The sequence below is a fragment of the uncultured Arthrobacter sp. genome, from assembly GCF_947493765.1.
Lineage (GTDB): Bacteria > Actinomycetota > Actinomycetes > Actinomycetales > Micrococcaceae > Arthrobacter_D.
On the sequence record NZ_CANLSZ010000005.1, the window covers coordinates 65,801 to 78,253 of the forward strand.

Consider the following 12,453-nt stretch of genomic DNA (forward strand, 5'->3'; position numbering starts at 1 on the left):
TCCGGCCCCGGCACAGCGCCGTCGTTCCGACCGTCACGTCGGATCGAGGGCGCTGTCATGTACGGCTCGGCTCCCAGCCCCGCTTCGCTAGATGACGGATTGCCCGCTGACGCAGAACAGCACGCCGGGGACTTGCCTACGCCTCGGTCAGGAGTTCTGAAGGGACACCCGTGCCTTCAGATCTGTTGTTCACGAGATGTCCCGGCGCGCCGTGCGCCAGAGACCGAAAGCGAGCGGAAGTCCCACCCACACGGCGATCGATACCGCCAGCTGGGCCCACCCGCTGGTGGTCATCTCTCCCGCCATGAGAGGAAGCAGGGTGAGGTTGATGTCGAGCCATTCGGCCGGCTCCCGGAGTGAGTCGACGAAGAGGGTGAGGACGGACCACACGGTGGGCAGCAGGAGGTACGCGACGATCGCGACCGGGGTGCTGAGAAATGCCAGGCCGAAGGCCACTCCCTGCGCCACCAGCAGGAGCAGGGCGAGGATCATCCCGGTCAGCACGGGCCAGTCCATGGTCCAGGATCCATCGCCATCACGCCACACCACTCCCACGATGTTGGATACCGCTCCAGCGGCGAGCGCCACCACCATGACAGCCAGTCCGAGGGAGGCGGCAGCCACCACCTTTGCGAGATTCACGCGGATACGTCGTGGTTCCAGGGCGAAGGTGGTCAGCGCCGTCCGCTGGGACCACTCGCTGGTCGCGGCCATGATGCCGATGAGGGGCAACAGGAACATCTGGCCGAGGGTGGCAGCCGAGGTCAGTTCCGACCAGGTGAGACCGGCCGGTTCTGCGGTGAAGAGCAGGAGCGCGATCAGCCCGACATTGACGAGGGCGATGATCCCGAGGAGCCAGGCACCGGCGCGGGTATCGAGTTGCTTGCGTAATTCCACCCGGCAGAGCCGTCCGAAGGGGATCGCCCTCGCCGTGTCGGGGCCGAGTCGTGCTTGCCTCGTGGCCGAAGCCCCGGCGGCGGCGGCGGGAACACTCAGGGAGCTCATGCGGGAATCTCCTCTCGCCCGTGCTGGGCGGTAGTGGTGAAGAACAACTCTTCGAGCCCGGCCCTGGGCGCCGGCTGAAGATCGGTGAGGACGACGGCGGCCTTCAGCGCCAGCCGACCGACGTCCTCGGTCGAAGCGGTGGTGGACAAGCCCTCCGGGTCACGTCTGGCGTCGTGACCGGCTTCGATCAGGGCAAGCGTCAGGGCACCGTCGTCGAGGCTGTGTACCCGGGTTCCGCCGGTGGCGAGAAGTTCGGCGGCCGGGCCCTGAGCAAGGATACGACCGGCGCCGATGATCACGAGGTCATCCGCCACGGCCTCCACCTCGAGGAGTAGGTGCGACGAGAGCAGGACGGTGCCACCGGCGTCGGCGAAGTCACGGACCAGTCCGCGCATCCATCTGATCCCGGCCGGATCGAGTCCATTGGCGGGCTCGTCGAGGATCAGCACGTCCGGATCACCGAGCAGCGCGTGCGCGAGCCCGAGGCGCTGTCGCATGCCCAGCGAGTAGGTCCGGGTACGCGCGTCCGCCTCCTGCCGACTAAGTCCCACCCGGTCGAGAACCTGCTGCACGTGGCGCCTGGGCAGACCCATCACCCGCGCCGAAAGAGCGAGGGTCTCGTGTCCGGTGCGGCCCGCGTGCTGGGCGCTCGCGTCCAGGAGGACGCCCACGTGACGGCCGGGATTGACCAGTTCCTGGAACGGCCGCCCGAGCACCAGGCACTCTCCCGCAGTCGCAGTGGACAGAGCGCACACGAGGCGCATCGTGGTGGATTTACCGGCTCCGTTCGGGCCCAGGAAGCCGGTGACGCGACCTGGATGGGCCGTGAATGAGATGTCGTCGACAACGGTCCTGGAACCGTAACGTTTGGTGAGGTGCTCTGCTGTGATCATGAGTCCCATGGTTCTACCGGTCCCGATGGCTGCGGATCGGGCGCGGGTATGGAGTGGCTCAGACTTTGGTAGGAGGCAGGAGAGCCGAAGGGCCGAGGTTCGCCGTGTAGGTGCTACCTACACTGGAAGGTGTGACAGTCCAGCCCACCGCCGACCTTCCCGTCGAGCCCGACGCGGTCCGTTCGACGACGGCGACCCGCTCCGGTCATCTACCACCGCCGGCGCTCCGGCCCTGGTCCCGGATCTGGCGCTACCTGGTGGCGGTCGGCGTCGGCCTCCTGTTGTGGCTGCTCGTCTCGGCCGACTATCTGACAGCGGCGCCGGACGGCGTCCCCCCGTCTACCGAGGCTGCCATCGGCGGACTGCTGGTCCTCGACCTCCTGCTCGGCGTTCTCGCGCTGTGCCTTCTCCCTCTGCGCCGCCGCCTGCCGGTCCTCACCGCCGCGCTGACGGTGTCCTTCTCGGCCGTCTCGGCGTCATCGCTCGGCGCAGGTGCGGTGGCAGGGGTCTCGATGAGTACGCGTCGACGTTGGCTCGGCGTCGTTCTCGTCGGGTTGATCTGGTGCGGCGCCACGATCGTCTACGAGGTTCTCCTGCGCCCGAGTGTCCCGGGAGTCGCTGTGCAGCCGGGGACGAGGTGGGCAGCGGGTGGAACGGCGATCGCCGTCTACGGCATCTGTGTGGCCATCGGTTTCTACATCGGGGCACGTCGTGAGCTGCTTGCGTCCCTCCAGGAGCGGGCGGAGAACGCCGAACGCGAGCAGGCGATGAAGGCTGAGTCCGCGCGCGAGGCCGAGCGGACGCGGATCGCCCGGGAGATGCACGACGTGCTCGCCCATCGCATCTCCCTCGTCGCACTCCATGCCGGAGCGCTGACCTACCGGACCGATCTCACGAGTCGGGAGACCACTGAGGCGGCAGGGGTCATCCAGGACAACGCCCATCTGGCACTGGTCGAACTGCGTCAGGTGCTCGGCGTCCTGCGCGACGAACACCACCCCGACGCCGAGGCAGAACCACCCCAGCCCTCACTCACCGATGTGGCGGCGCTGCTGGCCGCAGCCGAGGACGCCGGAACGGCCGTCACGCTCGAGACCGCAGCTCTGTCCGGTGCCGAAGCATCACGACCCCACGCAGGACTGCCGCAGCTCGGCGAGGCGGAGCTGACGGGTCTGTCCGAGACCATCTCGCGCACCGCCTACCGCATCCTCCAGGAAGCACTGACCAACGCGCGAAAACATGCCCCGGGCGAATCGGTGCGGATCCGCCTGAACCGTGTGGACTCCCGGTTGCAGATCGAGGTGAGGAACGGGATTCCCTCCACCCCTGCGGTCATCCCCGGAGCAGGGCTGGGCCTGACCGGTCTCCGGGAGCGGGCGGAACTCGCCGGTGGCGCCTTGGATCACACTCCTGCCCCGGACGGGGCGTTCGTGCTGAGAGCATGGTTGCCATCGACCTGACCTTGCGTGTGGCGTTGGTCGACGACGACCCACTCGTGCGGGCGGGACTGCGCATGATCCTCGGCGGCGATCCGCTCCTCGAGATCGTCGGTGAGGCCGGTGACGGTCGTGAAGCCCTGACGCTGATCGCCCAGAAGGACCCCGACGTCGTGCTCATGGACATCAGGATGCCCATCATGGACGGGCTGGCCGCAACCCGGGCGCTGCAGGATCGCAGCGTCCGTACCCGGGTGATCGTCCTGACGACCTTCGATACCGACGACATGGTCCTCACGGCGCTGCGGCACGGCGCCGCGGGCTTCCTCCTCAAGGACACGCCTCCAGCCGACCTCGTGGCGGCCGTTCGTCGCGTGGCCGGAGGCGATCCCATCCTTTCGCCGAGCGTGACCGCACAGCTCATCGCCACGGTGACCCGCATCCCCGATACTCACCGCAGACACGCCGTCGAGAGGCTCACGCGCCTGACCGAGCGAGAGAAGGAGGTGGCCCTGGCGATCGGTCGCGGACTGACCAACGCGCAGATCGCTGCGGACCTCTACATGAGCATTCCCACGGTCAAGACACACACGGGAAGCATCTTCGCGAAACTCGACGCCACCAACAGGGTCCAGATCGCCCGCTACGTGCACGACGCAGAACTCGCCTGAGGCAGCAGCGCCTATCGATCGTGAGAGGGGGCATCGGATCTGGTTACCCTCACCTCGCTCAACGATGACCGGGCCCGGTCCCTGTCTTGGATGATCTCAAGACAGGGACCGGGCCCCGAGTGGATCCAGCGGACGTAACAGGTACCAGCTCCTCGTGAGGGGAGCTCGCACGTCCAGGTCTCTCAGCCGGTACGGATGACGCGGGGGTCCCTCTTGCGTGCAGCGAAGACGAGCAACCCTGACGCGAGGATGGGCAGGCAGCCCCACCAGAGGCCGGCTTCCGTCCAGGTGCCGCCCGAGGAGAGCGTCATGGTGATGAGGAGGCCACCAATGATGGCGCCGACCTGACCCGAGGCGTTGATCAGCGCGCCTCCGGTGGCTCTCGTGTGAACAGGGAAGCTCTCGCCGGTGAAGAACAGGAGGGCGGAGAACGGTCCGATGAGGAAGAACAGGCCGGCACTGTAGAGCGCGACGATGACGGCGAAGTTGCCGTCGGGAGCCTGCAGCATTCCGAAGAAGGCCACGCTGCTGAGGATCCAGGCGATGCCTATCGTGTTGCGGCGCCCGATCCGGTCGCCGAGCCAGCCATGGAAGAGATACCCCGCGAAGGCCGTGGCGTTGGAGATGACCAGGATGGCCAGTGCGCTGTTGAAGGTGATGTTCTTGCCGTCGACGGCCGTCAGCAGGGACGTGCCGAGGATCGCGAAGGCCAGGACCCCGATCCAGTTCAGCAGGAACGAGGTGCCGATCACCAGGGTGGAGCGCAGCGACTCGCCCTGGAACACCGCCACCAGCGGGGTGGACTGATTGGTCATGTCGATCCCACTCGCCGTGGCCAGTTCCTTCGCCTCCGTCTGACGGTCCGCCTTGACCAGTTCCTCGATCCGGCGCCGCGTGGTGAACTGCGGGCTCTCCTTGAGCCAGCGCCCGGCGATGACGATGAACACGGCAGGGAGAGCCGCGACGACGAAGCAGAGCGGCCAGCCGCCGATGGGGAACAGGAGATAGACGGATGCCGCGGCGAGCACGGAACCGATGGGCCAACCGGACTGGACGAGCGAGTAGATGAAGCCTCGTCGCCGTGCCTTCGCCGGATCGGTGTAGCTGTGGGCGAACATCTCGTTCAGATAGGCGGCGTTGATGGCCTGCTCCGCGTAGCCGAGTCCGGCCAGGGACCGGACGAGGATCAGAAAGACGACGCCCACACCCGCCGCCAGGCCTATGACCAGTCCGGTCGTCGCGGTGAGCACCGACGCCACGGCGGCTCCGGTCACCGCCAGGAGGATTCCCTTCCGCCGACCGATGCGATCCGCGATCGGCCCGATGGCGAAGGCCACGAGAGCCGTTCCAGCGGTGACCCAGGTGTTGACCTGGGTGGACTGGGCCCCGGTCCAGCCGAAGTCCTCGGCGAGGACCGGGAGGAGATTGCCGAAGAGCACGAAATCGTAGACCGCGAAGGTCCAGGCGAAGAAGCAGATCCAGGTCGCGATGCGTACATCCTTCGGAGTGACCTGGGTGATGGTGGTGGCTTGCGCTTGCTGAGTGATATCCATGGCAGGTTCCTTGTCAGCGGAATGCGGGTAGATACAGCGACGGTCGTCCCGGGAGCACGTTCACCCCTTCTCCCGGGACGACCTCTTACTGCGTGACTGACCTACGGGGTCAGGACGGTCCGGGAGTTCATCCGCTCCCGGAGTGCGATCGTGCCTTCCGCATCGAGCCGCATGCGGTCTACTTCCTCGACCAGCACGACGCCGTAGTCGCGCTCGGCGGCGTCGATTGTGGTGAAGCCGTCCAGGACGTCCTCGAGGACCTGCTGGGGGTCACGGCGGGTCGGATGGCCGAAGCCACCACCACTGGGCACCGTGATCTGCAGCGAGTCGCCGGCCTTGAGCTGCCAGCCGGTCACCTTGGACGGCCAGGACTCCTCGCCCTCCCTGCCCGGGTTCTTGATGAGGGAGGCGTTCAGGCCCTCGTGTCCCTCGAACGCACCCCACGGCACATCCGACTCGTGGCGTTCGCCCTCGCAGGTGACGGCTGTGTCGACCAGGAAGGTGTTCTCCCGGACGATGCCGATGCCGCCGCGGTACTCGCCTGCAGCGGCAGGCTCGTCACGGAGTTCATAGCGGTCGGTCCGCATCGGAAAGCGCCATTCGAGTTCCTCGATGGGGTTGTTTCGGGTGTTGGCGATGAGGTTGTCCACGGAATCCGGCCCGTCTGATGTCGATCGCGCACCGTAGGAACCCTCGTTGACCTCCAGATACACCCAGTACTCACCGGCCTTCTCGTCCCAGCCCGAGTAGGAGACGAAGTGGATGTGCGCGGAGTTACCGGCCGTGACACGGTCGGGGATGATCGGGGCCAACGCCCGCAGCGCAAGATCCACCGCCCGCTGCACCTGGGAGAACCGCGAGAACGTTGCGGCCGGATATGTCGGATTGAAGATGGTGCCCTCCGGTGCTATCACCTTCAGGGGCTTGAGCATGCCCTCGTTCTGCGGCACGAACACCGGGAAGGCCACCTCGTCCAAAAACATCATGCGGGTGATGAAGGTGAATGCCGACACCGTGGTGCCCTCGAAGGCGCAGTTGTACGCCGTCGGTACCTGCTCGGATGATCCGGTGAGGTCGTACGTGATCTCGTCGCCCTCGACGATCACCTTCACGACGATCGGCAGCTTCTTCCCGTAGTTGCGTCCGTCGTCGTCCAGATAGCCGACCTCGGTCTCGTACACCCCGTCCGGGATCTTGGCGATCTCCTGGCGCAGCATGCGCTCCGAGTAGTCGATCCAGTTCTGGCCGGCATCCCGGACCGCTGCGAAACCGTAGCGTTCGATGAGCGCGATGTACCGGGACTTGGCGAGCTCGCACGCCGCGATCATCGCCTGGAAGTCCCCCTCGTTCGAGGTCGGCGTCCGGCTGTTGTTGAGGATGTGCCGGATCAGGGACTCCTGGCGGACGCCCTTCTCGTAGACCTTGATGGCACGGAAGATGGTGCCTTCGGACTGGATGTCCTGGATGTCCACCATGAGCCCGGAGAACGCTCCGCCGTTGTCGATCAGCTGGCCGGAGGCTCCGGCGAAACCGACGAGTTGGCCGTCGTGGAAGATCGGCTCGATGATCGCCACGTCCGGGGAGTGCGTCGCGCCGAGGTAGGGGTCGTTGTGCAGGATGACGTCGCCCTCGTGGATGTCGTCGCCCAGCACCGACATGACGCCCTTGACGATCTTCGGCATCGACCCCATGAACATCGGCGTGGAATCCGACTCGGCCAGTACATTGCCGTCCTTGTCGAACAGTCCCGCGCCCAGATCCTCGGACTCCCGGATGATCGAGGAATAGGCCATCCGGAAGAGGACCGAGGCCATCTCCTTGGCGGCCGAGTTGAGCGCACCTCCGATCACACGCATGAGGATCGGCGTGGCCAGCTTCTCCGCCGTCTCGGTTGCCGCGGGGCAGGTGATGACGAGATTGCCGGCGCTGTCCACGGTGCCCGAGAAGCCCGGCGGAACGACGACGGTGGCGTCGTACTGCTCGATGACGGCGGGACCGGCGAATTCGGTTCCGACACCCATCCGCTCCCGGTCGTAGAAGCCGGTGTCCAGGGTGGCGGGCTTGCCGTCCTGGGTGAAGGTCACGGGTCGTGTCTCCACGAGCGCGTCCTCGAGATCCCCCGAGTGCGTCGGGATGGGGCTCGGGAGGTCATCCATGAGGGCACGAGCCTCGACGCGGATGTTGATGACTTCCACGGTGCCGTCCTTGAAGCGGTGACCGTACTCCTCGAAGTGCGCGTCGTGGAAGGCGGTTTCCGCCGTGGTCATCCAGTCCTGGTCCACCGGACCCTCCGGCACGTCGAAGCGGATCTCGTAGCCCTGTCCTTCGTAGCGGGCATCGGCCAGCCAATCCAGCTTGCGGCGATCGAGCGGGACCTCCTCGGCGTCGAGCTGGGCCGTGGCCTCCCGCTCGAGGCGCTCGAACGAGGCCTGGATCGCGGACGGGTCGGCCTCGCGGAACTTGAAGCGATTCGTCGCGACGAACTCGTACTGCTCGTCCGTTGCCAGCAGACCGGTCGCGGCCATGATGCCCGGATGGGCCGGGACGAGCACCTGCGGCACTTCCAGCTCGGCGGCGATCTCACAGGCGAACAGAGCACCTGCGCCGCCGGCGGCCACCAGCGTGAAGTCCCGCGGATCGTACCCGCGGCGTACGGAGTTCTGCTCGATGGCCTGGGTCATGCCGAACTTCTGCACCTGGAGTGCGCCGAGGGCGGCCTCCTCCACGGACATACCGAGCTTGTCGGCGAGTCCCTGCATGCACTTCCTGGCGCCGTCGAGATCCAGGTCCATCCCGGAGCCCGCCAGCACACGGTCCGGACGCATGCGTCCCAGGAGTACCTGGGCGTCGGTCGACGTCGGATCCGTGCCGCCGCGGCCGTAGCAGACCGGACCCGGATCCGCTCCTGCGGACTGCGGGCCCACGCGGAAGACCCCGCCGGCGTCGACATAGGCGATCGAACCGCCGCCCGCGCCGATGGTGTCGATGTCCACCATGGGGACCATGGCCTGGTGGTCGCCGATCTTGGTGTCCAGGAGATGGCGCATGCGCAGCTCGCCCTGGTAGGCCACGCCGATATCGGCCGAGGTCCCGCCGATGTCGAGGGTGACCACGTTCTTGAAGCCGGATTGCCGTCCTGCCCAGATGCCACCGATCAAACCCCCGACGGGTCCGGACAGCATGAGGGTGACAGGCCGTTTTGCGGCCTCCTTGATGGGAACCATTCCACCCGAGGACTGCATCAGGAGGATCTCGCGCTTGTAGCCGAGACCTTCCGCCTGGTCCTGCAGCCGGTTCAGGTAGCGGGAGACCCGGGGGCCCACGTAGGCGTTGAGGGCCGTGGTGGAGAATCGCTCGTACTCACGGTAGAGCGGGACGATGTCGTGCGAGAGCGAGAGGAAGGCCTCGGGGAACTCCTCGGTGACGATCTCGCCGATGCGCTTCTCGTGCTCCGGGTTCAGATAGGAATGCAGCAGGCAGACGGCGATGGCCTCGACTCCGGCGTTCTTCAGCTCGCGCACCCGGTCCCGCACCTCGTCCTCGTCCAGGGCGACCAGCACCTCGCCGTCGGGGGCCGTGATGCGCTCCTTGACCGTCAGGCGGTGACGGCGCTTGATGAGGGGTTTGGTCTGCCAGGGCATGGACTGCTGCAGGGAGAAGTTGAAGGGCTTCTTGTGCCTGGCGATGTGCAGGATGTCCCGGAATCCCTCGGTCGTGATCATGCCGACCTCGGCGCCGGTGTGGGTCAGCGCCGTGTTGGTCGCAACGGTGGTGCCGTGGACGAGCTGATCGATCTCCGACAGCGACACTCCTGCCTTCTCACTGAGCATCTTCAGGCCGTTGATCACTCCCTCTGCGGGATCGTGAGGGGTGGAGGGAACCTTCTCCACGACGGCGATGCGCTGCTCGTCGTCCGAGTAGTACACATCGGTGAATGTGCCGCCGACGTCGACTCCTATGCGCTTCATGATGGATCCTTTCGAGAGGGGACTACCTGGGAAGGTCGAGGGTGGAGGAAGGCCCTGGGGCCAGTGCTTCCTGGCCCTCCTGCGGGAGACTGCGTCCGATGGCTCGGATTCTGCTCCGTCGGGCTGTGTAATGCAGATCACTGAAGTTGCTTAGCGTGCAATCTAGTTCTTTACAGAGCAACTTGCAATGCCCCAGTGGCATCTCCTCGACATTTGCACGGCACGGCCTCCAGCGGCCATCGCCGTGCCTGCCTGGTCGTTCCCAGGGGCCTCGGCGGTCTCTGGTGCTGGCTCGATCTGTGAGCTACAGTACTTTCCACAGCAACCTAGTTGCTCGTGTAGCAACCTATAGAACTTCGACAGTGGAGAAGACCATGACAAACACGTCCAGCGACATCGAAGCCCGTCTCGCAGCAGTACTGGAGGAGGCGTTCGAAGCCGGTGCAGGGATCTACAACGAGCGCGGTTTCAAGCGCCGGATCGGCTACGGTAACCGCCCGGCCGTCATCCACATCGATCTCGCGAACGCCTGGACCCAACCGGGCCATCCGTTCAGCTGCCCGGGCATGGAGGAGATCATCCCGAATGTGCAGCGGATCAACGAGGCCGCACGCGCCAAGGGGGTCCCGGTCTTCTACACCACGAACGTGTACAAGAACCGCGACGCCGGCTCCGGTACCAACGACATGGGGCTCTGGTACTCGAAGATCCCCACGGAAACCCTTCCGGCGGGTTCCTACTGGGCGCAGATCGACGACCGGATCGCGCCCGCGGAGGGCGAGGTCGTGATCGAGAAGAACCGCGCCTCAGCGTTCCCCGGGACGAACCTCGAGCTCTTCCTGACCTCCAACCGCATCGACACCCTGATCGTGACCGGCGCGACCGCAGCAGGCTGCGTGCGCCACACCGTCGAGGACGCCATCGCGAAGGGCTTCCGCCCGATCATTCCCAGGGAGACCATCGGCGACCGTGTGCCGGGCGTGGTGCAGTGGAATCTCTACGACATCGACAACAAGTTCGGTGACGTGGAGTCCACGGACTCGGTGGTCGAGTACCTGAACGGCCTCCCGCAGTTCGCGGATACTGTCCCTAAGACGCTCTCGGATCCCCAGCCCGAGGTGGCAGCCCCCGCGGATCCCGCCTGAGTCACCCGCCCGGCCGGCGGCGCGACGGTCCGGTACCCTCACTGGGTGCCGGACTCTCGCGCATGGCCGAGGCGCCGGCGTCCCGGGTTCCCGGCTGCGGCGCCCTGCCCCGATCGACAGCTTCCGCCGTCATCCGTGCGAACGGATCCCGGCGACCGCTGACCGCGGATGGGCGCCGAAACCGTCGCTGATACGTGTGATGCAGTGGCGGACCTCCGAGACCAGGCGGGGCACGTCGGACTCCCCGATCCGGGCCCGTGGCGCCGAGAGCGTGACACACCCGACGAGGGAGCCCGCGTAGTCGTACACGGGTGCGGAGATGCCGAATTCCTGGGCGTCGGTGCAGCCGTCGTTGATGGCGAAACCGTCGGTGCGGACCTGCGCCAGGTGTGGCTCGACGTCCCCGTCCAGTGCGTCGCCCGGACCGCGGGAGATCCTTCCGGAATCGAGCAGCGTGGTGACCTCCCCCGAGGAAAGATGCGCCAGGAAGAGCCTGACGGACGAACTCTCGTACCGGTCGTAGCGCGTGCCGATGTAGGCGGTGTGCTTGACGAACTGGGGGCTGGGGATCTGCTCCACCACCACGGCCTCGTTGCCGTTCCACACCGACAGGGCACTGGTCTCCCTGGTGCGTTTCGTCAGCTGCTCCAGCTCGCCCTGGGCGAGGCGGCGCACGTCGAGTTCGGCCAGCAGCGGACCCGCCAGGCTGATCACCCCCAGACCCAGGCGGTAGCGCCCCGTCGCCGGGTCCCTGTGTACGTACCCGGCCTCGGCCAGACCGGAGAGGATCCGCGACACCGTGCTCTTGTGCAGACCGACACGCTGCGAGACGTCCGTGACGCCGAGGGTGGTGTCGTCCACGCGGAAGGCCTCGAGTACCCGCAACCCGTTGAGCAGGGACGCCGCGGCTCCCTGGGGACCTTCGCTCCGCCCATTCGCTGCACTGCTCATAGCTTCTCCTGATCGTTCGTCCCGGACCTCCACGCTAGTGGAGCAGGAAGACAGCTCTGAGCGGGAGACTGTGCTGGACATCGCCGGTGGCGCCGACTACGACTGGTCGCTGCCTTCGCCGTCGAGCTTCTCGTCCGCGGAGCCGTTGTCGCGCGCCCTGGCCTCGCGGTCGGCCTGCTCGCGGCGCCGGCGCTCCTGCTCGCGGGCCTGCTGGCGCCGCTGCGTCTCGAGATTCTGCAGGAAGGCCGGGTCGTCGTCGGGAGCCACCGGCTTGCGTGGAGCCGGACTCTGCGGACCGGAGGGGCCTTCGCTGCGCGGCCGGCCGAGCAGAAACCACATCCCGGCGCCGATCAGGGGCAGGAGCAAAATGATCAGGAACCAGGCGGTTTTCGAGATGCTCCGCACCTCGTGCTTCGAGCTCATCACGCAGTCGATCAGCGAATAAATGATGACGGCGACCCCCAGGATCGCGGCGAAGAGCAGGAGGCGAGGCATCCTCCAATTGTAGGCGAGTAAACTTGCCCCGTGGCTTTCCTCAAATTCTCCGCCCTCCGCCTGGTCCTGATCATCGTGTTCTACGTGATCGGGGTGCAGCTGGGTCTCGGACTCCTCATGTCCGCAGTGGTGGCGGCGATCCTCGCCTGGTGCGTGACGTATCTCTTCGCCCGCGGTCTGCGCGACGACGCAGCGGCGACGCTCCAGCGACGCTTCACCCCGGGCGCCCCTCCGGTACGCTCCGCCGTCGAGCTCGATGATGCTGCTGCCGAGGACGCCCTCGATCCGAACACTCCCGTGAACACCGACCGGAAGCCGCGCAACGGGGCCGTGTAG

At 66.5% G+C, this 12,453-nt stretch carries 10 protein-coding genes; 4 read left to right on the top strand and 6 right to left on the bottom strand.

Annotated elements, in window-relative coordinates; all coding sequences use genetic code 11:
• Positions 1-189 precede the first annotated feature (189 nt).
• Both Q0747_RS09300 and Q0747_RS09305 read right to left on the bottom strand, forming a co-directional pair.
• Entirely contained in the window at positions 190-1,005 is an 816-nt protein-coding gene (locus Q0747_RS09300; RefSeq protein ID WP_298253889.1) for an ABC transporter permease, read from the bottom strand.
• The gene (locus Q0747_RS09305) at positions 1,002-1,898 is read right to left on the bottom strand and encodes an ATP-binding cassette domain-containing protein (RefSeq protein ID WP_298253891.1); all 897 of its coding nucleotides are present in this window, start codon (positions 1,896-1,898) and stop codon (positions 1,002-1,004) included. The genes Q0747_RS09300 and Q0747_RS09305 overlap by 4 nt, the downstream gene beginning before the upstream one ends.
• 131 nt (positions 1,899-2,029) lie before the next feature.
• Between Q0747_RS09305 and Q0747_RS09310 the strand changes: the two genes are divergently transcribed.
• Both Q0747_RS09310 and Q0747_RS09315 read left to right on the top strand, forming a co-directional pair.
• Positions 2,030-3,358 (top strand): sensor histidine kinase, encoded by a 1,329-nt coding sequence (locus Q0747_RS09310; protein ID WP_298253893.1) that lies wholly within the window; start codon positions 2,030-2,032, stop codon positions 3,356-3,358.
• Complete coding sequence (locus Q0747_RS09315; RefSeq protein ID WP_298253895.1) at positions 3,340-4,005, top strand: response regulator transcription factor; 666 nt, start codon at positions 3,340-3,342, stop codon at positions 4,003-4,005. Before Q0747_RS09310 ends, Q0747_RS09315 begins: the two co-directional genes overlap by 19 nt.
• Positions 4,006-4,187: 182 nt before the next feature.
• Here the strand turns inward: Q0747_RS09315 and Q0747_RS09320 are convergent, their stop codons facing one another.
• Positions 4,188-5,558 carry an MFS transporter gene (locus Q0747_RS09320; RefSeq protein WP_298253897.1) on the bottom strand — a complete coding sequence of 457 codons (1,371 nt, stop codon included), beginning with the start codon at positions 5,556-5,558 and terminating at the stop codon, positions 4,188-4,190.
• A 101-nt stretch (positions 5,559-5,659) separates the two neighbouring features.
• Positions 5,660-9,526 carry a hydantoinase B/oxoprolinase family protein gene (locus Q0747_RS09325; protein WP_298253899.1) on the bottom strand — a complete coding sequence of 1,289 codons (3,867 nt, stop codon included), beginning with the start codon at positions 9,524-9,526 and terminating at the stop codon, positions 5,660-5,662.
• Positions 9,527-9,900: 374 nt separating this feature from the next.
• On the opposite strand from Q0747_RS09325, the gene Q0747_RS09330 reads away from it, so the two are divergent.
• Entirely contained in the window at positions 9,901-10,671 is a 771-nt protein-coding gene (locus tag Q0747_RS09330) for an N-carbamoylsarcosine amidohydrolase (RefSeq protein ID WP_298253901.1), read from the top strand.
• Between the two features lie 129 nt (positions 10,672-10,800).
• On the opposite strand, the gene Q0747_RS09335 is transcribed toward Q0747_RS09330, so the two are convergent.
• Positions 10,801-11,622, bottom strand: a complete 822-nt coding sequence (locus Q0747_RS09335; protein WP_298253903.1) for an IclR family transcriptional regulator — start codon at positions 11,620-11,622, stop codon at positions 10,801-10,803.
• A 96-nt stretch (positions 11,623-11,718) separates the two neighbouring features.
• The gene (locus Q0747_RS09340; RefSeq protein ID WP_298253905.1) at positions 11,719-12,117 is read right to left on the bottom strand and encodes a PLDc N-terminal domain-containing protein; all 399 of its coding nucleotides are present in this window, start codon (positions 12,115-12,117) and stop codon (positions 11,719-11,721) included.
• A gap of 30 nt (positions 12,118-12,147) precedes the next feature.
• Here Q0747_RS09340 and Q0747_RS09345 point away from each other — a divergent pair, with 30 nt between their 5' ends.
• The gene (locus Q0747_RS09345; RefSeq protein WP_298253907.1) at positions 12,148-12,453 is read left to right on the top strand and encodes a DUF4229 domain-containing protein; all 306 of its coding nucleotides are present in this window, start codon (positions 12,148-12,150) and stop codon (positions 12,451-12,453) included.

Excerpts from the sequence above, each read along its gene's own strand:
- Q0747_RS09300 (WP_298253889.1), bottom strand. The coding sequence starts at position 1,005 with ATGAGCTCCCTGAGTGTTCCCGCCGCCGCCGCCGGGGCTTCGGCCACG.
- Q0747_RS09305 (WP_298253891.1), bottom strand. The coding sequence starts at position 1,898 with ATGATCACAGCAGAGCACCTCACCAAACGTTACGGTTCCAGGACCGTT.
- Q0747_RS09315 (WP_298253895.1), top strand. The coding sequence starts at position 3,340 with ATGGTTGCCATCGACCTGACCTTGCGTGTGGCGTTGGTCGACGACGAC.
- Q0747_RS09320 (WP_298253897.1), bottom strand. The coding sequence starts at position 5,558 with ATGGATATCACTCAGCAAGCGCAAGCCACCACCATCACCCAGGTCACT.
- Q0747_RS09325 (WP_298253899.1), bottom strand. The coding sequence starts at position 9,526 with ATGAAGCGCATAGGAGTCGACGTCGGCGGCACATTCACCGATGTGTAC.
- Q0747_RS09330 (WP_298253901.1), top strand. The coding sequence starts at position 9,901 with ATGACAAACACGTCCAGCGACATCGAAGCCCGTCTCGCAGCAGTACTG.
- Q0747_RS09335 (WP_298253903.1), bottom strand. The coding sequence starts at position 11,622 with ATGAGCAGTGCAGCGAATGGGCGGAGCGAAGGTCCCCAGGGAGCCGCG.
- Q0747_RS09340 (WP_298253905.1), bottom strand. The coding sequence starts at position 12,117 with ATGCCTCGCCTCCTGCTCTTCGCCGCGATCCTGGGGGTCGCCGTCATC.